Source organism: Pseudomonas sp. B28(2017) (assembly GCF_002113025.1).
Lineage (GTDB): Bacteria > Pseudomonadota > Gammaproteobacteria > Pseudomonadales > Pseudomonadaceae > Aquipseudomonas.
Window position 1 is genome coordinate 608,044 of sequence record NZ_NEJH01000003.1, and the last position, 21,570, is coordinate 629,613.

General features: G+C 59.9%; 16 protein-coding genes. 9 read left to right on the forward strand and 7 right to left on the reverse strand.

Annotation, left to right across the window (positions count from 1 at the left end; genetic code table 11):
• Positions 1-44: 44 nt before the first annotated feature.
• On the reverse strand, positions 45-2,222 hold the full coding sequence (locus CAF65_RS12105) for a malate synthase G (RefSeq protein ID WP_085716484.1): 2,178 nt from the start codon (positions 2,220-2,222) through the stop codon (positions 45-47).
• A 545-nt stretch (positions 2,223-2,767) separates the two neighbouring features.
• Between CAF65_RS12105 and CAF65_RS12110 the strand changes: the two genes are divergently transcribed.
• Positions 2,768-3,286, forward strand: a complete 519-nt coding sequence (locus tag CAF65_RS12110; protein ID WP_085716485.1) for a glycine cleavage system protein R — start codon at positions 2,768-2,770, stop codon at positions 3,284-3,286.
• Positions 3,287-3,501: 215 nt separating this feature from the next.
• Here the strand turns inward: CAF65_RS12110 and rarD are convergent, their stop codons facing one another.
• From rarD to CAF65_RS12135, 5 genes are all read right to left on the reverse strand, one after another.
• Positions 3,502-4,389 carry an EamA family transporter RarD gene (gene rarD, locus CAF65_RS12115; protein WP_085716486.1) on the reverse strand — a complete coding sequence of 296 codons (888 nt, stop codon included), beginning with the start codon at positions 4,387-4,389 and terminating at the stop codon, positions 3,502-3,504.
• 204 nt (positions 4,390-4,593) lie between these two features.
• Positions 4,594-5,568 (reverse strand): serine/threonine protein kinase, encoded by a 975-nt coding sequence (locus CAF65_RS12120; RefSeq protein ID WP_085716487.1) that lies wholly within the window; start codon positions 5,566-5,568, stop codon positions 4,594-4,596.
• A gap of 182 nt (positions 5,569-5,750) precedes the next feature.
• A complete protein-coding gene (locus CAF65_RS12125) occupies positions 5,751-7,652 on the reverse strand; it encodes a PhoX family phosphatase (protein ID WP_085716488.1) in 1,902 nt (633 codons plus the stop codon).
• 66 nt (positions 7,653-7,718) lie between these two features.
• Complete coding sequence (locus CAF65_RS12130) at positions 7,719-8,483, reverse strand: TOBE domain-containing protein (RefSeq protein ID WP_085716489.1); 765 nt, start codon at positions 8,481-8,483, stop codon at positions 7,719-7,721.
• Between the two features lie 63 nt (positions 8,484-8,546).
• Positions 8,547-9,287, reverse strand: coding sequence for a ComF family protein (locus CAF65_RS12135; RefSeq protein WP_085716490.1), 741 nt, complete (start codon positions 9,285-9,287; stop codon positions 8,547-8,549).
• 91 nt (positions 9,288-9,378) lie between these two features.
• On the opposite strand from CAF65_RS12135, the gene bioB reads away from it, so the two are divergent.
• From bioB to CAF65_RS12170, 7 genes are all read left to right on the forward strand, one after another.
• Positions 9,379-10,434, forward strand: a complete 1,056-nt coding sequence (gene bioB / locus CAF65_RS12140) for a biotin synthase BioB (RefSeq protein ID WP_007981424.1) — start codon at positions 9,379-9,381, stop codon at positions 10,432-10,434.
• 166 nt (positions 10,435-10,600) lie between these two features.
• Positions 10,601-11,779, forward strand: a complete 1,179-nt coding sequence (gene bioF, locus CAF65_RS12145) for an 8-amino-7-oxononanoate synthase (RefSeq protein WP_085716491.1) — start codon at positions 10,601-10,603, stop codon at positions 11,777-11,779.
• The gene (locus CAF65_RS12150) at positions 11,772-12,503 is read left to right on the forward strand and encodes an alpha/beta fold hydrolase (RefSeq protein ID WP_085716492.1); all 732 of its coding nucleotides are present in this window, start codon (positions 11,772-11,774) and stop codon (positions 12,501-12,503) included. The genes bioF and CAF65_RS12150 overlap by 8 nt, the downstream gene beginning before the upstream one ends.
• Positions 12,496-13,308 carry a malonyl-ACP O-methyltransferase BioC gene (gene bioC / locus CAF65_RS12155; protein ID WP_085716493.1) on the forward strand — a complete coding sequence of 271 codons (813 nt, stop codon included), beginning with the start codon at positions 12,496-12,498 and terminating at the stop codon, positions 13,306-13,308. The genes CAF65_RS12150 and bioC overlap by 8 nt, the downstream gene beginning before the upstream one ends.
• Positions 13,305-13,985, forward strand: a complete 681-nt coding sequence (gene bioD / locus CAF65_RS12160; RefSeq protein ID WP_085716494.1) for a dethiobiotin synthase — start codon at positions 13,305-13,307, stop codon at positions 13,983-13,985. The genes bioC and bioD overlap by 4 nt, the downstream gene beginning before the upstream one ends.
• A 123-nt stretch (positions 13,986-14,108) precedes the next feature.
• Positions 14,109-14,405 carry a pyrroloquinoline quinone biosynthesis protein PqqE gene (locus CAF65_RS12165; protein ID WP_085716495.1) on the forward strand — a complete coding sequence of 99 codons (297 nt, stop codon included), beginning with the start codon at positions 14,109-14,111 and terminating at the stop codon, positions 14,403-14,405.
• 278 nt (positions 14,406-14,683) lie between these two features.
• Positions 14,684-16,489 carry a phenylacyl-CoA dehydrogenase gene (locus CAF65_RS12170; protein ID WP_085716496.1) on the forward strand — a complete coding sequence of 602 codons (1,806 nt, stop codon included), beginning with the start codon at positions 14,684-14,686 and terminating at the stop codon, positions 16,487-16,489.
• Between the two features lie 71 nt (positions 16,490-16,560).
• Here CAF65_RS12170 and CAF65_RS12175 read toward each other — a convergent pair whose 3' ends face one another.
• Positions 16,561-18,300, reverse strand: a complete 1,740-nt coding sequence (locus CAF65_RS12175) for a hypothetical protein (RefSeq protein ID WP_085716497.1) — start codon at positions 18,298-18,300, stop codon at positions 16,561-16,563.
• Positions 18,301-19,407: 1,107 nt separating this feature from the next.
• Here CAF65_RS12175 and CAF65_RS12180 point away from each other — a divergent pair.
• Positions 19,408-21,546: a cytochrome-c peroxidase gene (locus CAF65_RS12180; protein ID WP_178076681.1), complete on the forward strand. Its 2,139-nt coding sequence runs from the start codon at positions 19,408-19,410 to the stop codon at positions 21,544-21,546.
• Positions 21,547-21,570 lie beyond the last annotated feature (24 nt).

Genomic DNA, 21,570 nt, shown 5'->3' on the forward strand with positions numbered 1-21,570 from the left:
GATCGAAAGGTCAGGGCTTTTTCATGTCCGGCGTAAACGCTCAGTTACAGGCCATTGGCAGCCTTGAACTCGCGCCGACGACGGTGCAGGACCGGCTCGGTGTAGCCGTTTGGCTGTTTGGTGCCTTCGACCACCAGTTCGACCGCCGCCTGGAAGGCGATGTTGCTGTCGAAATTCGGAGCCAGCGGACGGTACAGTGCGTCGCCGGCGTTCTGACGGTCAACCACCGGCGCCATGCGCTTGAGGCTTTCCATGACCTGGTCTTCGGTGACGATGCCATGGCGCAGCCAGTTGGCGATGTGCTGGCTGGAAATACGCAGCGTTGCACGGTCTTCCATCAGGCCGATGTCGTTGATGTCCGGCACCTTCGAACAACCGACGCCCTGGTCGATCCAGCGCACCACATAACCGAGAATGCCCTGGCTGTTGTTGTCCAGTTCGTTCTTGATCTGTTCGGCTGTCCACTGCGGGTTTACCGCCAGCGGGATGGTCAGGATGTCGTCCACCGACGCATGCGCACGTTTGGCCAGTTCGGCCTGACGGGCGAACACGTCAACCTTGTGGTAATGCAGCGCGTGTAGCGCAGCGGCGGTTGGCGAGGGTACCCAGGCGGTGTTGGCGCCGGCCAGCGGGTGAGCGATTTTCTGTTCGAGCATCGCCGCCATCAGGTCTGGCATGGCCCACATGCCCTTGCCGATCTGCGCGCGACCTTGCAGGCCTGTGCTCAGGCCAATATCGACGTTGGAGTTCTCGTAGGCGCCGATCCATTTCTCCGCCTTCATGTCCGCCTTGCGCACCATCGGGCCGGCTTCCATGGAGGTGTGGATTTCATCGCCTGTGCGGTCGAGGAAACCGGTGTTGATGAACACCACGCGCTCACTCGCCGCCTTGATGCAGGCCTTGAGGTTGATCGTGGTACGGCGCTCCTCGTCCATGATCCCGACTTTGAGTGTGTTGCGTGGCAGGCCCAGCACGTCTTCGATGCGACCGAACAGCTCGTTGGTGAACGCCGCTTCTTCAGGGCCGTGCATCTTCGGCTTCACGATATAGATCGAGCCGGTGCGGCTGTTCTTGCGCGAGCTGTTGCCATTGAGGTTGTGGATCGCCGACAGGCAGGTCACCAGGCCGTCGAGAATGCCTTCCGGCACTTCATTGCCGTCTTTGTCGAGGATCGCGTCGATGGTCATCAGGTGACCGACGTTACGCACGAACAGCAACGAACGACCGTGCAGGCTCAATTCACTGCCATCGACCGCGGTGTAGGTGCGGTCGGGGTTCATGGTACGGGTAAAGGTCTGACCACCCTTGGTGACGCTTTCGGACAGGTCACCCTTCATCAGGCCGAGCCAGTTGCGGTAGATCACCACCTTGTCATCAGCGTCGACGGCGGCAACCGAGTCTTCGCAGTCCATGATGGTGGTCAGCGCGGCCTCCATCAGGATGTCTTTGACGCCGGCCGCGTCGGTCTGGCCGACCGGGGTGCTGGCGTCGACCTGGATTTCGAAATGCAGGCCATTGTTTTTCAGCAGGATCGCGGTCGGTGCAGCGGCATTGCCCTGGAAGCCGATCAGTTGAGCATCGTTGCGCAGGCCGGTGTTGCTGCCGCCTTTAAGGGCGACCACCAGTTTGCCATCGACGATCTTGTAGCCGGTGGAGTCGACGTGGGAACCGGCCGCCAATGGCGCCGATTCGTCGAGGAAGGCACGGGCGAAGGCAATGACCTTGTCACCGCGCACCTTGTTGTAGCCTTTGCCTTTTTCCGCGCCGCCAGCTTCGCTGATGGCGTCTGTGCCGTAGAGCGCGTCATACAGCGAACCCCAGCGGGCGTTCGAGGCGTTGAGCGCAAAGCGGGCGTTCATCACCGGCACCACGAGTTGCGGGCCGGCCATGCGGGCGATTTCGTCATCGACGTTTTGCGTCGTCGCCTGGAAATCGGCCGCTTCTGGCAGCAGATAACCGATGTCTTGCAGGAAGGCTTTATAGGCCACGGCGTCGTGGGATTGACCGGCACGTGACTGGTGCCAGCCGTCGATACGAGCCTGGAAATCATCGCGTTTGGCGAGTAGGGCTTTGTTCTTCGGCGCCAGGTCATGGATGACCTTGTCGGCACCGGCCCAGAACTGATCGGCGGTGAGGCCGGTTCCGGGAATGGCTTCGTTGTTCACGAAGTCGAACAGGACTTTGGCGACCTGCAGGCCACCGACTTGAACGTGTTCAGTCATTGCTTGCCTCACTCTGCTCAGCTATTTCGCTTTTCAGCTCTTCAATTTAACAATGAAGCCTTCGGCCATTTAAACCACAAACCCCTCTACCAGTACATGCCATTTCGGGCGGCTGGGTTGGGACCAATCAACGGCTTGGGGCCTTGCTGACAGGGCTTTCAGGGTTGCGAACGTGCCTGCGGCAGACATCGATCCAACGTTATGTAGTGCGCGCTGAGGCATACTACATGATGAATTGCGGTTGTGAAAATTAGACTAATTACGTCGTTCTGCGACCCCATGACGCATTGCGGTCACGTCGGGGATTGTGATGTTCTCAAAAAACCATTGGATTGTTCCAGTTAAATATCAAAAGTTGTACACGATTTGTTGTTCCTGTCGGATCGGTGGTGCCTGCATTCGCGAGCAAGCCCGCTCCCACAAGGGCCCGCGCAATCATTGTGGGAGCGAGCCTGCTTGCGAAGGCGCCGGACCTGTCAGCGCAGGTTCAACCCTTGCCTATACTTGTTTTTCCAAAACAAAAAACATGACCAGAGGGCTGCGCCATGGACCATCTCGTACTCACCGTTTTTGCTCCGGACAAGCCCGGGCAAGTCGAGCGCATTGCCCAATGCATTGCCGAGCACGGCGGCAACTGGCTGGAAAGCCGCATGTCGCGCATGGCGGGACAATTCGCCGGCATTCTGCGGGTGGGCGTGCCGGCCGAGGCCTACGACGAATTGGTCGATGCCCTGCAGGGCTTGTCCGCCCAAGGCATTCGCGTGTTGGTCGCCGAAAGCAGCATCGAACAATCCTGCACCTGGAAGCCGATCGCCATGGAACTGGTGGGCAATGATCGTCCGGGGATCGTGCGTGACATCACACGCTTGTTGAGCGAGCAGGGGGTGAACCTGGAGCGGCTGGTCACCGAAGTGCGCCCGGCACCGATGAGTAGCGAGCCGTTGTTCCATGCCGAAGCGATTCTTGCCGTCCCGCTGACATTGTCGCTGGACGTACTCCAGTCGCGCCTGGAAACCCTGGCCGACGATCTGATGGTCGAGTTGGTGCTGCGCAGTGATCCCTGATCAGGTTATCCAAGTTAAACGTGCACCGGCCTGTGGATAACCTGTAGAGACACCCCGCCAGGCCACGCCGACCGGGGTTCTACATAACTTGATCAAAAAACCAGCAGTTTCAGCCACTTGCGCACAATCGGCGGGGATCACGCTGTGGATAACCTTGGGAAGGATCGACGCAGGCCACGGGGGACGTGGCCTGCGGAATTTTGTGTGTTTTTTGATCAGCTGCGGCGGCGCAAACTGAGCCACGCATCGACGCTGTAAACTGCCAGGCCGGCCCAGATAAACATGAACGCTACCAAGGTGCTGGACGACAGGTGCTCGCCAAACAGCAGCACCGCTTGCAACAGCACCAGTGTCGGCGCCAGGTACTGGAGAAATCCCAACGTTGTATAGGGCAAATGCCGTGCGGCGGCGTTGAAGCACACCAGCGGCACCAGGGTTACAGGCCCGGCAGCCACCAGCCACCAGGCCTCGGACGTGGTCCAGAATTCGGCCTGGGCGCTGCTGGCCGTTGGGTTGAGCAGCAACCAGCCGAGGGCAATCGGCACCAGCATCCAGGTTTCCACCACGAGCCCCGGCAGTGCCTTGACCGGTGCCTGCTTGCGAATCAGGCCATAGAAGCCGAAGGTCAGGGCCAGCACCAGCGACACCCACGGCAGACTGCCGACTTGCCAGACCTGTTGCGCCACACCCACAGCCGCCAGACCAACGGCAATCCATTGCATGCGCCGCAACCGTTCGCCGAGGATCAGCATGCCCAGCAATACGTTCACCAACGGGTTGATGTAGTAACCGAGACTGGCCTCCAGCATGCGGCCGTTGTTCACCGACCAGACGTAGGTCAGCCAGTTGGCCGCGATCAGCGCACCGCTCAAGGCAAGGATTGCCAGCCGTCGGGGGTTTTCCCGCAGCTCGCGCCACCAGCCGGGATGCTTCCAGACCAGCAGCAGCAAGGTGCCGAACAGTGCCGACCACAGCACCCGGTGGATGATGATTTCCACGGCGGGTACGCTGGCGATGGCTTTGAAGTAGAGGGGGAAAAGCCCCCAGATGATGTAGGCACTCAGGCCTAGAATGTACCCGCGACGCGGGTTGGCGGCTTGCATGCAGAATCCTTGCTTAGGCAGCTAACAAAGAGGGGATTGTAAGGAGATTTGTCTAAGGATGTCCTGACTGAATAGGTAGGTCATTTGTGAATACGAACAACTGTGGGAGCGAGCCTGCTCGCGAAGGCGATTCCGGATTCAGCACAGCAGTGTCTGATAAACCACTATCGCGAGCAGGCTCGCTCCCACAGGGTTTCAGGTTCGTCAGAACAGTTTCAGGGGGGCTTCATTGAGCGCCGCCAGCTGCTCGCGCAAGGCCAACACCTGATCACCCCAATAACGCTCGGTGCCGAACCACGGAAAACTGCGAGGAAATGCAGGATCGTCCCAGCGGCGGGCGAGCCAGGCGCTGTAATGCATCAGGCGCAAGGCGCGCAAGGGTTCGATCAAGGCCAGTTCACGCGGGTCGAAATCGTGGAATTCGTTGTAGCCATCCATCAGTTCCGACAACTGGCTCAGGCAGTCCTGGCGATCGCCAGCGAGCATCATCCAGATGTCCTGCACCGCCGGGCCCATGCGGCAGTCGTCGAGGTCGACGATATGGAACATCTCGTCGCGGCACATCATGTTGCCGGGGTGGCAGTCACCGTGCATGCGGATGTTCTGGTGCGGCGTGTTGCTGTAGGCATCTTCCACACGCTTGAGCAGATCGCGGGCCACCGACTCGTAGGCCGGCAGCAGACTGCGGGGTATGAAGTTGCCGTCGAGCAAGGTACTGAGTGAATCATGGCCAAAATTTTTCACCGCCAGTGCTTCACGGTGCTCAAACGGCCTGGTCGAGCCGACCGCGTGCAGGCGACCGAGCAACTGGCCAAGGCGATACAGTTGATCGAGGTTGCCCGGCTCCGGTGCACGACCGCCACGGCGGGGGAACAGGGTGAAACGAAAACCGTTGTGTTCGTGCAGGGTTTCACCGTTGTGGATCAACGGTGCCACGACCGGCACCTCGCAGTTGGCGAGTTCGGCGGTGAACTGGTGCTCTTCCAGAATCGCTTCGTTGCTCCAGCGTTGCGGCCGGTAGAACTTGGCGATCAGCGGCTCGGCGTCTTCGATACCGACTTGATAGACGCGGTTCTCGTAGCTGTTGAGCGCCAGGATGCGCGCATCGCTGAGAAAGCCGATGCTTTCAACGGCATCGAGCACGAGGTCTGGCGTAAGGGTTTCAAACGGGTGGGCCATGCTGACTCCTGCGCGCAGCAGGCTGCTGCGTCCGGCCAGGCATGGTAGCGCAGACGGGCGCAGTTAGGTTGTGGCTGTGCTGATGCCATCGCGAGCAGGCTCGCTCCCACAAGGGATATTCGGTGTGCTGTGGCACACAGATGTTTTCCTGTGGGAGCGAGCTTGCTCGCGAAGAGGGCCTGTCAGGCGCCGACGATCCCGCCGTCTTCCCGGGTAATCGCCATCACCGATGAGCGCGGCTTGCCGTTGGGCAGATGCTCAGGGAAGGTCGAACCGCCGTTTTCGCCCGGGTGCTGGATCCCGACAAACAGGGTTTTCTGGTCCGGCGAGAAGCTGATCCCGGTCACCTCGCAGCCTACCGGGCCGACCATGAAGCGGCGAATCTCGCCGGTCGCCGGATCCGCGCAGAGCATCTGGTTATTGCCCATTCCGGCAAAATCACCGGCGTTGCTCACATCACCGTCAGTCAGGATCCACAGGCGTCCGGCCTTGTCGAAGCCCAGGCCGTCCGGGCTGTTGAACATGTTCTGCGGCGTGATGTTCGACGAGCCGGCCTTTGGTGTACCGGCATGTGCGCCCGGGTTGCCGGCCACCACAAACAGGTCCCAGGCAAAGGTGTGCGAAGCGTGATCGTCGCGCTCGGTGCGCCAGCGCAGGATCTGGCCGTAGACGTTCTTCTCGCGCGGGTTCGGTCCGCCCACCGGTTGCCCGTCTTCGCCGCGTTTGGCGTTGTTGGTCAGCGTGCAGTAAACCTGGCCATCCTTGGGGCTGACCACGATCCATTCCGGGCGGTCCATGCGCGTGGCTTTCACCACACTGGCGGCGAGACGGGCGTGGATCAGCACTTCGGCCTGATCGGCAAAGCCGCTGCTGGCGTCGATACCGTTTTTGCCGTGGGTCAGTTCGATCCATTCACCCTGGCCTTTCGGGTGATCGGCGTTGCCGTCCCCCGCATCGAAACGCGCCACGTACAGGGTGCCGTGATCGAGAATGTCGCGGTTGGCCTTGGGGTTCTTGTGGTCGATCCTGTCGCGGCTGACGAATTTGTAGATGAACTCACCGCGCTCATCGTCGCCCATGTACACCACGGCATGACCATCGCCGGTTTCAGCCAGGGCGGCGTTTTCGTGCTTGAAGCGCCCCAGGGCCGTGCGTTTGACTGGCGTCGATTTCGGATCGAACGGATCGATCTCCACCACCCAGCCGTGACGGTTGAGCTCGTTGGGGTTCTTGGCCAGGTCGAAGCGCTCGTCGTGCTGGTGCCAGTTGATCTCTTTGCTGGTCGCCACCGCGCCGTAGCGTTTTTGCGCCGGGTCGAATTTTTGCTCCGCGTTGCTGCTGCCGAAACAGTCGGTAAAGTTCTCTTCACAGGTCAGATAGGTGCCCCACGGCGTCTTGCCATTAGCGCAATTCTGGAAGGTGCCGAGCACGTTCTTGCCGTGGGGATCGGCACTGGTTTTCAACAGGGCATGGCCGGCGGCCGGGCCGCTCATGCTGATCGGGGCGTTGCCGTGAATGCGGCGGTTGTAGCGTGAGCCCTGGACGAATTGCCATTGGCCGTTCTTGCGCTGCACTTCAATCACCGACACACCTTCGCAGGCCAGCGCCTTGCGCACTTCTTCCGCCGATTGCGGCATGCCGCCGTGAGCGTAGAGGTAGCGGTAGTTGGTGTATTCGTTGTTGATCGCCATCAGCGCCCGGTCTTTTTCGCCTGGGAATTCGAACAGGCTCATGCCGTCGTTGTTGTCGCCGAACTGGGCTTCCTGATGTTCGGCACTGCCGTTGCCGCTCGGGTCGAACGCCGGGCCATCCTTGTGCAGAGGCTGTCCCCAACTGATCAGCACCGAGGACTTGTAGCCCGGTGGCAGGGTGATTGCGTCGCTGGTGGCGGCGGGAATGCTGTCGAAGCCCAGCAACTGGCTGTTACCGGCGCTGACACTGGCAGCCATCACACTGCGGCTCAGCAGGTTGCCGCCGAGGAACATCGCGGCGCCGCACAGGGCACCTGCGCTGATGAAACCGCGACGACTGAGGCCGACCATGGTTTCGAGGTCGGTGGACTGGTTTTCTTCTAATAGGCTCATTTCAGGCTCCCTGCGGTTTTGCAGACACCATAATGATGAGTAATGAACCTTTTGTTGCAGTTCTGTTTAAAGCGGTGTGCCCAGAAGAACTTTGGACGGCGAAAACTCCACGCGCACCGGCTTGCCACACGTCAGCCCCAATGCCTGCAGATGCCCCGGTTCGTCCAGGGCGCACAGTGTCAGGCCGTTGGGCAGGGTGATGCGCACTTCGCTGGGGCCATCGTCGGCGTCGAGAATCTTTTCGATGGTGCCTTTCAGGCAATTGTTTCCATGGGTTTCAGCGGAATCGATTCCCAGCACATCGAGCCAGCCGGCCTTGATCAACGCTACGACTTCAGTGCCGATTTGCAACTCCAGGCGCTCGGTACTGTCGTGGGTGATTTGCGCGTCGATGATCACACCTTCGGCGACTTCGAGGCGAATCAGGTCGTTGCGTCCCTGAGGCTCGATCGCCGCCACCTTGCCGTGCAACTGATTGCGCGCGCTGGTGCGCAGCATCAAACGCCCGAGCAGGTCGAGGTCGCTCGCGTCTTCAGCGGCTTCCAGCACTTGAGCCTGTAAGGCTTGCAGCTTCTGGTACAGCCGCAACACGCGCTCGCCTTCGTTGGACAGGCGGGCCCCGCCGCCGCCCTTGCCACCGACAATCCGCTCCACCAGCGGCTTCTGCGCCAGGTTGTTCAGTTCATCGATCGCATCCCAGGCGGCCTTGTAGCTCAAGCCCGCGCTCTTTGCGGCGCGGGTGATCGAGCCTTGCTCGGCGATGTGCTGCAGCAAGGCGATGCGCTGCGGACGGCGGACAATGTGCTGGGACAACAAGGTGGGCAAAGACATGGCGAATCGCTTTGGGTGGTGACGATGGTGAGGACGTTGGCCGCTTGGGCCGCGCGAGTCAAGTCAGGGTGTCTCGCCGGGTTTTGGCGTGCGTGCCAGGCAATAGACGTCGACCCTCGCCGCACCGGCGTCCATCAGCAGACGAGCCAGGGCCTGGGCCGTGGCACCGGTGGTCAGTACGTCGTCGACCAGTGCCAGGTGCTGGCCTTTGACGACGGCGCCGGGTGCCAGGGCGAATGCGTTGCGCAGGTTCTTTCGGCGGGCTTCGGCATTCAAGGCCTGCTGGGCGTCGGTGTCCTGGGGTCGTAGCAGCAGCCGTTCATCGCAAGGAATATCGAGACTGGCACTCAACCAGTGAGCCAGCATTGTCGCCTGATTGAATCCGCGCTGACGCAGACGTCGACTGGCCAGTGGCACCGGGATCAGTGCATGGGGTCGCTGCAGATCGTCTTCGAGGCGATGTTGCAGGCATTGAACGAGAAGTTCGGCGAGTAGGTGACCAAGCGGCCACTTTGCGTTGTGTTTGAAACGGGTGATCAGGCTGTCTATCGGAAAGCTGTAGGTCCAGGGGGCAATCACTTGTTCGAAGGCCGGTGGCTGCTTCAAGCAATGACCGCAAGTCAGCCCTGCTGCTGGCAGGGGCAGCGCGCAGGTCAGGCAGTGATCGCCGAGCCAGGGCAGCTCGGTCTCACAGGCCATGCAGATGGGCAGGGTGCTGTCGGCGATTTCATCGCAGAGCAAACAGTGTTGTTTGTTTTTTAACCAGATGTAAACCTGGCCTTTGTATCGTGGTTGACAGCGCATCGCTCTTCCTTAAATATGCCGAACATCCGTGTCGCGCCTGTGGGTATTCCATGCCCCGGTCGCCAGCCAAGCATAAATCAAGGAATCGCCCATGAGCGCCAGCACCACTGCAACCCTGCGTCATGACTGGACTTTGGCCGAAGTCAAAGCACTCTTCGTTCAGCCATTCAACGACCTGCTGTTCCAGGCGCAGACGGTGCACCGCGCGCATTTCGACGCCAACCGTGTCCAGGTGTCGACCCTGTTGTCGATCAAGACCGGCGCCTGCCCGGAAGATTGCAAATATTGTCCGCAGTCCGGTCACTACAACACCGGCCTGGAAAAAGAAAAACTGATGGAAGTGCAGAAGGTCCTCGAGGAGGCCGCTCGCGCCAAGGCCATCGGTTCGACCCGTTTCTGCATGGGCGCGGCGTGGAAGCACCCGTCGGCCAAGGACATGCCTTATGTACTGAAGATGGTCGAAGGCGTGAAAGCCCTGGGCCTGGAAACCTGCATGACCCTCGGTCGCCTGGATCAGGAGCAGACCGAAGCGCTGGCCAAGGCCGGCCTCGACTACTACAACCACAACCTCGATACATCGCCGGAGTTCTACGGCAGCATCATCACCACCCGCACCTACAGCGAGCGCTTGCAAACCCTGGCCTATGTGCGTGACTCGGGGATGAAGATCTGCTCCGGCGGCATTCTGGGTATGGGCGAGTCGCTGGACGATCGCGCCAACCTGCTGATCCAGCTGGCCAACCTGCCGGAGCATCCGGAATCGGTGCCAATCAACATGCTGGTAAAAGTGGCCGGTACGCCGCTGGAAAATGCCGACGACGTCGACCCGTTCGACTTCATCCGCATGCTCGCGGTTGCCCGCATCCTGATGCCGCAATCCCACGTGCGCCTGTCCGCCGGCCGCGAAGCCATGAACGAACAGATGCAGGCCCTGGCGTTCTTTGCCGGTGCCAACTCGATTTTCTACGGCGAAAAGCTGCTGACCACCGCCAACCCGCAGGCCGACAAGGACATGCAACTGTTCTCGCGTCTGGGCATCCTGCCGGAAGCCCGCGAAGAGCACGCCGATGAAGTGCATCAGGCGGCTATCGAGCAGGCGCTGGTGGAGCAGAAGAGCAGCGAGCAGTTCTATAACGCGGCTGTTTAATCGCCACCATTGACCTGATTGGAATGCAAAAAACTGTGGGAGCGAGCCTGCTCGCGAAAGCGATCTAACAGTCGACATTTTTGTTGAGTGTGAAACCCTCTTCGCGAGCAGGCTCGCTCCCACAAGGTACTCCGATCGCTTCTGAATTCTGATCCGCGAGGCCTGCATGTCTTTCGATCTCGCCGCACGCCTTGCTGCCCGTCGTGCCGAAAACCTCTACCGCCAGCGCCCGCTGCTCGAAAGCCCGCAGGGGCCGCAAGTGGTGGTCGATGGCCAGCCGTTGCTGGCGTTCTGCAACAACGACTACCTGGGCCTGGCTAATCACCCGCAAGTGATCGAAGCCTGGCGCGCAGGCGCTTCGAAGTGGGGTGTGGGTGGAGGGGCGTCACATTTGGTCATCGGCCATAGCGCTCCGCATCATGCCCTGGAAGAAGCGCTGGCCGACCTGACCGGTCGCCCGCGCGCGTTGCTGTTCACCACCGGTTACATGGCCAATCTCGGCGCGGTCACGGCACTGGTGGGGCAGGGTGATACGGTGCTCGAAGACCGGCTCAACCATGCGTCGCTGCTCGACGCAGGGCTGTTGTCCGGCGCGCGGTTCAATCGTTATCTGCACAACGACCCGGTGAGTCTGGCCAAACGCCTGGAAAAAGCCACCGGCAATACGCTGGTGGTCACCGATGGCGTGTTCAGCATGGACGGTGATATCGCCGACTTGCCAGCGCTTGCTCGAGAGGCCAAGGCCAAGGGTGCCTGGTTGATGGTTGACGATGCCCATGGTTTTGGACCGCTGGGTGCCAACGGTGGCGGCATCGTCGAACATTTCGGTTTGAGCCAGGATGACGTTCCGGTGTTGGTCGGCACTCTCGGCAAAGCGTTCGGTACGGCGGGTGCCTTTGTGGCTGGCAGCGAAGAGCTGATCGAGAGTCTTATCCAGTTCGCCCGCCCCTACATCTACACCACCAGCCAGCCACCTGCGCTGGCCTGTGCCACGTTGAAAAGCCTGGAGCTGCTGCGCAGCGAACATTGGCGTCGCGAGCATTTGCAGACGCTGATCCGCCAGTTCCGCCACGGCGCCGAACAGATTGGCCTGGAACTCATGGACAGCTTCACGCCGATCCAGCCGATCATGATCGGTGACGCGGGGCGCGCGGTGCGTCTTTCGCAAATGCTGCGCGAACGCGGGCTGATGGTGACCGCGATTCGCCCGCCGACCGTACCCGCCGGCAGCGCCCGACTTCGGGTCACGCTGACGGCTGCCCACAGTGAGGCCCAGGTACAGCTATTGTTGAATGGACTGGCCGATTGTTTTCAACGACTGAAGCCGGAGCCAAGCCATGCGTGATCGTCTGATTCTGCTGCCCGGCTGGGGCCTTGGCGTTTCACCGCTGGAGCCTTTGGCGGCGGCCTTGCGCGGCCTGGATGAACACCTGCATGTCGAGATCGAGCCGTTGCCGGAACTGGAGTCGAGCGATCTTGAAGAGTGGCTCGATGAGCTTGATTCGACGCTACCGCAAGACGCCTGGCTTGGCGGTTGGTCCTTGGGCGGCATGCTCGCCTGCGAGTTGGCGGCCCGGCGCGCGGATCGCTGCTGCGGTGTGTTCACCCTGGCCAGCAACGCTTCTTTTGTCGCTCATGAACAATGGGCGAGCGCCATGCCCCAGGAAACCTTCAATGCGTTTCTGGCGGGCTGTGAAGCCGATCCGCGCACGACGTTGAAACGCTTTTCTCTGCTCTGCGCCCAAGGCGCCGAAGACCCGCGCGGATTGTCGCGGTTGTTGCTCGGTGGCGCACCGAACACCGCCGCGCCGGTGCTGCTCAGTGGTCTGCAAGTGCTCGCGCAGCTGGATACACGACAGGCACTGCAGTCGTTCCGCGGTCCGCAATTGCATCTGTTCGCCGGCCATGACGGGCTGGTGCCAGCGCAAGCAGCGGGGGAGTTGTTGGCATTGCTGCCGGATGTTGAAATCGGTCTGATTGAACAGGCCAGCCACGCGTTTCTCCTGGAAGACCCCCACGGTGTGGCGGGGGCGATTCAGGCCTTTTTGCATGAGTGCGGCGATGACTGATTTATCCCTTCCCAACCTGCCTGGCGCTTTGCCCGACAAGCGCCAGGTTGCCGCTTCCTTCTCCCGCGCAGCGGCGAGCTACGACAGCGTGGCCGAGTTGCAGCGTGATGTGGGCAGCCAATTGCTCAGGCGCTTGCCGCAGGACTTCGTACCGCAGCGTTGGCTGGATCTTGGCTGTGGCACCGGGCATTTCAGTCGTGCCCTGTATGAGCAATTTCCGGGAGGTCACGGTGTGGCGCTGGATATCGCCGAAGGCATGCTCAACCATGCCCGGCCATTGGGGGGGGCCGAGCACTTCGTGGCCGGCGATGCCGAGCGTTTGCCACTGCAGGACTCGACTTGCGACTTGATCTTCTCCAGCCTTGCGGTGCAGTGGTGCGCGGACTTCGATTCGGTGCTCAGTGAAGCCTTTCGGGTGCTGAAACCGGGCGGAATTTTCGCGTTTGCTAGTCTGTGTGCAGGGACGTTGTTTGAATTGCGCGACAGCTGGCGGCAGGTCGATGGCATGGTGCACGTCAACCGTTTCCGGGAGTTTGGTGTTTATCAGCAGTTGTGTGCGGGCAGCGGCTTGAGAACTGTCAGTCTGCAAAACCTTGCGCATGTTCTGCATTACCCGGATGTGCGCAGCCTGACCCATGAGCTCAAGGCGCTGGGCGCGCACAACCTCAATCCCGGTCGACCAGGTGGCTTGACCGGCCGGGCGCGGATTTTGGGTTTGATTGAGGCTTACGAGCAGTTTCGTCAGGCCCGGGGCCTGCCGGCGACTTATCAAGTGGTGTACGCCGTTTTGGAGAAATCCTTATGAGCGCAGCCTATTTCATCACCGGCACGGATACCGATGTCGGTAAGACCACGGTCGCTGCGGGGCTGCTGCACGCGGCACGCTCGGCAGGCTTGAGCACGGCGGCGGGCAAGCCGGTCGCTTCCGGTTGCGATGTGACACCCAAAGGCTTGCGCAATGCCGATGCGCTGGCCTTGCTGGCAGAGTGTTCGCTGCCGCTAACCTATGCACAGGTCAATCCGGTGGCCTTCGAACCGGCCATTGCCCCGCACCTGGCTGCGCGGGAGGCGGGCGTGGCGCTGACGGTGCAGTCGCTGCTGGCGCCGATGCGGCAGATTCTGGCCATGCAGGCCGATTTCACTTTGATCGAAGGCGCAGGAGGCTGGCGCGTGCCGCTGGCGGACCAGGACAATCTGTCTGACCTGGCCATTGCTCTGAAGCTTCCGGTCATTCTCGTCGTCGGCGTGCGTCTGGGGTGCATCAGCCATGCATTGCTGACGGCCGAAGCGATTGCCCGGGACGGCCTGCAACTGGCCGGCTGGGTGGCCAACATCATCGATCCGAAGACCTCGCGTCTCGAAGAAAATCTTGCCACTCTCGCCGAGCGCCTGCCAGCGCCGTGCCTGGGGCGTGTACCCAAACTCAAGGCCGTCACGGCCGAAGCGGTGGCCGAGCACTTGCAACTGGACCTGTTGGACTGACGTTTTTGCAATGCGGGCTTTGCCTATGACAAGGCACTGTGCCATTAGTGTTTTTGTCGGGTGTTTTGCCGGCCACTCTGCTTCAATGGCCGCTGTTGATCCTTTGCAAGGACGAGTCCTCCCGTGGAAATCTCAGGAAGCAGCGCTTTTTATGCCGGTCTGAGCACTATTCAGACAGGGCAGAACCGTTTCGATCAAGCCGCCGGGCAGATCGCCAACATGACGATCGAGCGTTCGGTCATCAGCCAGTCCTCCGAGGCGCAGGTCGATCGTCTGCGTTCAGTCGATCGCAGTCAGCAATCGGACCTGGCCAGCAACGTGGTCGAAATGTCTCAAGGCAAATTTCAGACGGAGCTTGGCGTGAAAGTCGCCAAGGCAGCCGATGAAGTGCTTGGAACCCTGATCGATACCTTCGCTTGATTTTTTACTGAATCCGCACCTTCCAGCGCCGCGCCTGTTCGCGGCGTTTTTCTGCGTAAGTCTTTCTTGCTCAACTAATCTTTCCTGTGAGGCGGGCTGCTTCGAAAGCGCGGCGGCGTTGTCGTGTGCCTGTGTGTCCAGACCTGCGATGACGAATGGCAAAAGATCGACGCTTGACAAGATTTGGGCGTAAACGTATGTTTCAAACAACTGTTTGACCGCCACAGCAAATCAACGCGGTCGTTCATTCCCGGTTACATCAGCAGAGGTTTATCGCTATGCCTGACTACAAGGCCCCCTTGCGTGATATTCGCTTCGTACGTGACGAACTGCTCGGCTACGAAGCGCACTATCAGAGCCTGCCGGCTTGTGCGGACGCAACTCCGGACATGGTTGACGCCATTCTCGAAGAGGGCGCCAAGTTTTGTGAGCAGGTGCTGGCTCCGCTGAACCGCGTGGGCGACCTCGAAGGCTGCACCTGGAGCGAATCCGGCGTTAAGACCCCGACTGGCTTCAAAGAAGCCTACAAGCAATTCGTTGAAGGCGGCTGGCCAAGCCTGGCCCATGACGTAGCGCACGGCGGCCAGGGCCTGCCGGAGTCTCTGGGTCTGGCCATCAGTGAAATGGTTGGCGAGTCCAACTGGTCGTGGGGCATGTACCCAGGCCTGTCGCACGGTGCGATGAACACCATCTCCGAGCACGGCACCCCTGAGCAGCAAGAGGCTTACCTGACCAAGCTGGTTTCCGGTGAGTGGACCGGCACCATGTGCCTGACCGAGCCGCACTGTGGCACCGACCTGGGCATGCTGCGCACCAAAGCCGAGCCTCAGGCCGACGGTTCCTACAAGGTTTCCGGCACCAAGATCTTCATCTCGGCCGGTGAACACGACATGGCCGACAACATCGTCCACATCGTACTGGCCCGCCTGCCGGATGCACCGGCTGGCACCAAAGGCATCTCCCTGTTCATCGTGCCGAAGTTCCTGCCGAACGCCGATGGCTCGGTTGGCACGCGTAACGCCGTGTCTTGCGGTTCCCTGGAACACAAGATGGGCATCCACGGCAACGCCACCTGCGTGATGAACTTCGACGGCGCTACCGGTTTCCTGATCGGCCCGGCGAACAAAGGCCTGAACTGCATGTTCACCTTCATGAACACCGCACGTCTGGGTACCGCGCTGCAAGGTCTGGCTCACGCCGAAGTCGGTTTCCAGGGCGGCCTGAAATACGCTCGCGACCGTCTGCAAATGCGCTCACTGACTGGCCCGAAAGCGCCGGACAAAGCCGCTGATCCGATCATCGTTCACCCTGACGTACGCCGCATGTTGTTGACCATGAAGGCATTCGCCGAAGGCAACCGTGCGATGGTTTACTTCACCGCCAAGCAAGTCGACATCGTCAAGTACGGTGTGGACGAAGAAGAGAAGAAGAAAGCCGACGCATTGCTGGCTTTCATGACGCCAATCGCCAAGGCGTTCATGACCGAAGTCGGTTTTGAATCGGCCAACCACGGCGTGCAGATCTATGGCGGCCATGGTTTCATCGCCGAGTGGGGCATGGAACAGAACGTTCGCGACAGCCGCATTTCGATGCTGTACGAAGGCACCACCGGTATCCAGGCACTCGACCTGCTGGGCCGCAAAGTGCTGATGACCCAAGGCGAGGCTCTGAAAGGCTTCACCAAGATCGTCCACAAGTTCTGCCAGACCAACGAAGGCAACGAAGCGGTTCAAGAGTTCATCGCTCCGCTGGCTGCACTGAACAAGGAATGGGGCGAACTGACCATGAAGGTCGGTATGGCCGCCATGAAAGATCGCGAAGAAGTCGGCGCGGCCTCCGTGGACTACCTGATGTACTCCGGTTACGCCTGCCTGGCCTACTTCTGGGCTGATATGGCGCGCCTGGCTGCCGAGAAACTGGCTGCCGGCACTACCGAAGAGGCGTTCTACACCGCCAAGCTGCAGACTGCGCGCTTCTACTTCCAGCGTATCCTGCCGCGTACCCGCACTCACGTCGCAACCATGTTGTCGGGCGCCAACAACCTGATGGACATGAAAGAAGAGAACTTCGACCTGGGCTACTAAGTCTTAATTCAAAAGAACCGCCGCTTCCTCCGGGAGCGGCGGTTTTTTTTTGCGCTGTGTTCAGGCCTTGATCACCATGGCGTCGGGTCCAGGGGGCCTACGCCTGTTGGAGTGCTCGCGCCTTCTCCGTTACGTATGAACGGCAGGTGCCAGAAGTCGTTCGGCACCACCGGATCACCAGGCTTGACGCCTTCCGGAAAGATGAACTCGAACACCGGCGCCACATACTGTCCGGCAATCAGCCCGTTGGCGACGGTCAACCTGCTCGCATTCTGGATGCAACTGTCCACGGCGGTCTGGGACAAGCTTTGCTGTGGAACGCAAAGTGACCGCGCAACGACACGCAAGGTACGTGTCGGCTGGCTGAGAAGCCCGGTGGGAGCCTTGGTTGCACGTATTCTGGCACGTTGTGGCTGAGGACCCGTGTTCTGGGTCGTGATACCACCCGAGGCCCCCAGGCAACTGGTCGGCAGGGTCTGGGCAGGGTTGCATTCACCTGTCATCTCGTACGGTGTGACCCAGCGATTGGTTTGCACGCCCGTCGATGGATTGACATCTATCAGATAAATGTCGACCGGGGTCTTGATGTCGGTGGTGGAGGCTTCAAGGAAAATCCGGTCCTGCGTCTCCTGGGCTACTCCGCTGATGGCCGTTGCTGCCGGGTCAGCCGTGCCGATGCCAAATTCCCCGATAGACAGGTAGCTGGGCTGCGAACCGGGCTGAGTGTAGATCCCGACGTTAGCCTCGATCGTGTGCGCAGAAATGAAGTCCGGGGCCCCCGTTGTCGCGGACTTGAACAGGGTGCCGGACCAACTGATGAAGTCGCCGACTTCGAAGGGGGCCTGTTGTGTCGGGTCGGGGTCCGTCGCGGTGCGTGTAGCATCGCTGAAGCTCTTCATGACGTACTGGCTGCAATAGACCTGCCCCACGGCTGGACCTGAGAGTTCTCCACTGGCTGGAGGCGTTACGCCGGCCTGGCTGAAATTGCGGCAGTTGTTGGTCGTGGTCGGGGTGACCACTTTTGGCCGGTTTTTTTGCGGGCAGAGTGTATCGTCCCCGGAAATCGTACGTGGCACGCACATCGGGTAGCCGGTGGCGGCATGGATGGTCGGGTTGGCATCATCGACGGAGAAGCGTGGGTCGGGGCTTTGGGCGCGGCCAAAACGGCCATTCGGATCGTTGATCTGAATGATCGTGGGTTGCGTCGGGGTTCCGCTGTCAACTTCGAGATTGCCATTGGTGTAGTCGATCCGGGTGATGACACCGCTGCCCACGTTGGCGGATTGCTGGGAGACAAAGATCAGCCCGGCAATCTGCTTGTTGGAGACGGTATTGCCTACCACATGGATCTCGAACGAGGGATAGGCTGCCGGTGATTTCCCGAGCGCCAGGGTTCCACCCCTGACGAAGTCAGCCCAGGTCAAAGTGTTGGCCGGCATCTGCATAACGGTGTTGCAAGGAACGATAATCGTGACGCCGTTCAACTGGACGGTACCCCCAAAGCGGCCCGGGTCACTGGTATTGGGGCAATTCGCATTGGTGGAGTCCAGAGTCATGTTCTGGATAAAGCCGGTAACGTCGAAGCCATGTATCGCATTCGGGTTGGTGAATACCGGGTCGGGTAATGTGGGAGTCGTGAACGGCGAGGGTGCACCCTTGGGAGGTTTGGCCGTTCCACCTTGGGCAAATGCATAACCGCCGGCAACAGCCAGCGCAACGGCGACGACACTGGCAAGCAGTGTATGGCGACCGAATTTGCCGGGGTGCGGTGGTATGCCGAGCGATTTTTCGTGTACTGCAGATGAAGTCATGGTTCTCTCCAATCGTTTCAGGAACAGTTGCCGGTCAATCGACTTGCAGACCCGTTAATGCGCTGAATCCCGCGAAAGAGAAGCGCAGAGGTGAGAGCGTCGAATGGAGGCTCGATCCAGGGAGAGGTGAGGTAGTAGATCATCGACACCCACCCGCGGATGCTTTCAATCTGCGTTGCACAGGCCGGTTCCGGATGCAATCGCAATAGACATTTCCTTGAGCCTGAGGGGCACTTAGCAGTAGTCGTGCCTGATTGGCACAAACGCTTGTCAGCCAGCAAAAATGCGGGCTGCGCTGATGTTGGTGATATGCACAAAGTTATAATTCTGTGATTGTCGCCAAAGTAGGTGGGGATATATGCCCAAGTTTGGAGTGGTGTAAAAAGTTTTAGTAGGTGTGTCCCCAGTAGTAATGGTTGAGAAGTGTTGTCTTTTAATTACGACTAAAGTCGGAGGTGTTCAAGAGGGAGTATTGAAGCAGGTGGTGAGGAGGTCGTCTTGAGTGGGAGGTATAAATAAAAAGGCAATAGCTGGCGCAGTGCAACTTGCGCACGAATGGATTTTATATGTCTGATGGATGTTTTTATTGGCTGGCGATGTAGATTTTCAGGTGTTTTTTAAAGCGCCGTTTACACCGCGGTGTTTGGGTTAGCAAATACTCTGCCAGCTTCAGAAAAAAACCAGTCTGGTGGCGTGGCACCCTTTAAATGCTGGCGTTTATAGGTCGTCGGTGATCGCCTGTCACGGGCTGTTTGGGGAGTGGAACCCAATAATGGGGGAGGTTTAACCAGAACTGAGGAATAGTGCGCAGTTGCTGTTGTTAGTAAGGGTCATTGAATTGGTCTGAATAAAAAAATATTGAAAATTTTTGTTGAATTGTTTTGTTGCAGCTAGAGTTACCTCAAGCGCCACTCGGTGGTGCGAAATATCATTTTTTAAAAAAGTCCTGGGGCGTGAGAGTGCTTTGCCAGTCAGGTCTCGGCTTGCCCGTGCAATTTAAAGTTGATGCGGCTATTCGAACGGGCAACAAGACTCATGACGATGAGTATATCTCGCAACGGGGCAATCACGGAGTTGATGACTCCATACTGAATCGGGAACGCTGTCATGTTTGAGTATTTGAACACGTTGCGAACCACCTGCCTGGCCCGTGCAATGGCGATGGCTCTTTTCGCCACCGGCCTGCCAGGTATGAACGTTTGGGCCGCAGACCCGGTCCAGGTCGTTCCGGCCGTGCCGGATGTGCCCAGCCTGCAGTCTCTGCGCGGCCTGACACCACCCGACCCTTCGGGAACCGAAGGCGGGCGCAAAGTCGACCTGATGACCGACTACGTGCTCAATCGTTCGGCGGCAGTGCTCCTGGGCAAGGCACTGTTCTGGGACATGGAGATCGGCAGCGATGGTTCCACCGCTTGTGCGTCCTGCCACTTTCACGCTGGCGCCGATCACCGCACCACCAACCAGATCAACCCGGGACAGGCGAACACCAATGCGAACGTCTCGTCGATCTTCAACAAACCGTTCACCGCCTCCGACATCCCGGGCGACGTGCCGACCTACACCACCAGGTCCGGTGGCAAGGGCGGTCCGAACTACCTGTTGAAGAAAGGCGATTTCCCGACCCATGTGCTGGCTGATCCGCTGGATCGCAACTCGGCGATTCTTTACTCGACTGACGATGTGATCGGCTCTCAAGGCGTGTTCGACGCCAACTTCGTCAAGCCCCATCAGTCGCGGTTCGACAAGTGCATCCAGCAGCCGGACGGCATCTTCCAGGTGGGTGGCATCAATGTTCGCCGCAGCACCGGACGCAACGCGCCAACGGTGATCAACGCCGCGTTCAACGTGCGTAACTTCTGGGATGGCCGGGCCAATAACGTCTTCAACGGCTTCTCTCCATTCGGCAATCGCGACCCTGACGCCGGGATTTTCGTGACCAGCGATGGCAGTGGTGTGGCGACCAAAGTCAGGCTGGCGCTCAAGGATGCTTCCGCCGCCTCGCAAGCGGTAGGGCCTCCCGGCAGCCCGGTGGAAATGTCCTGCGGCGGTCGAACCTTCGCCGATATTGGCCGACGCATGCTCGACACCATGATGCTCAAGCAGCAGCGGATTTCGTCTACCGATTCGGTACTGGGGCCAGTCTCCGCCCACCGGCCGACCTACCGTGAGCTAATCAAGAACGCGTTCCAGCCGCGCCTGTGGAATGCCACGCAGCAGGTCTCGCTGGGCGGCGCACCCTACACCCAGATGGAAGCGAACTTCCCGCTGTTCTTCGGGCTGGCGATTCAGATGTATGAGTCCACGCTGATCTCGGATCAGGCACCGCTGGATGCCTACTTGCAGGGCGATCATACGGCCATGAACGAACAGCTGGTCCAGGGCATGAACCTGTTCCTGGGCAAGGGCAAATGCATCAGTTGCCACGGCGGTGCGGAATTGACCAACGCCGGCAGCCGTTTGCTGTTCCATCCTCGGGAACGGATCGAACGCATGGTCATGGCCGACAACCTGACCACGCTGTATGACAACGGTTTCTATAACACCGGTGTGCGTCCGACGTCGGAAGACCTGGCAGTCGGTGGCTCGGATGCCTGGGGCAATCCGTTGTCCTTCACTCGTCAGTACAACACCGTACTTCAGGGCGGCCAGATTCCTGACCCGCTGGAAGTTGATGTGTGCACCTTCGAAGTGCCCTTGAGCCCGGCCATCCCTTGCGATCCGACGCTCAAACCCAATGTCGGTTTCCGCGATGCGGTCGATGGTGCCTTCAAGACGCCGACCTTGCGCAACATCGCGCTGACCGGGCCGTATTTCCACAACGGCAGTCGCGCAACGCTGCAACAGGTCATGGAATTCTATAACCGCGGCGGCGACCGGCGTGGCGAGGATGCCAGCAACACCAGTGGCTTCGAGCACCCGGCGGTCAATCAGCACAACGGCTCGAACCTCGATCCGGACATGACCCGGTTGAACCTGACCCCGGATGAAGTGGATGCATTGGTCAAATTCATGGAAGTCGGCCTGACCGACCCTCGGGTAGCGTGGGAGCGGGCGCCGTTTGACCATCCGTCGCTGGTACTGCCCCAGGGCGAAAAGGGTGATGAAAACTCGGTCGGGCAAAAACCGGCCAGTCCGAAGATCACTAGCCGGCAGGCACAGGACGCTGACTTCCAGCTCAAGCCGGTCGGTGCTGAAGGTCGTACTGCGCTGGAAGGACCGCTGCAACCGTTCAATAACGACCTGTAACAGGTTTTGCCCTTGCGTCACTGG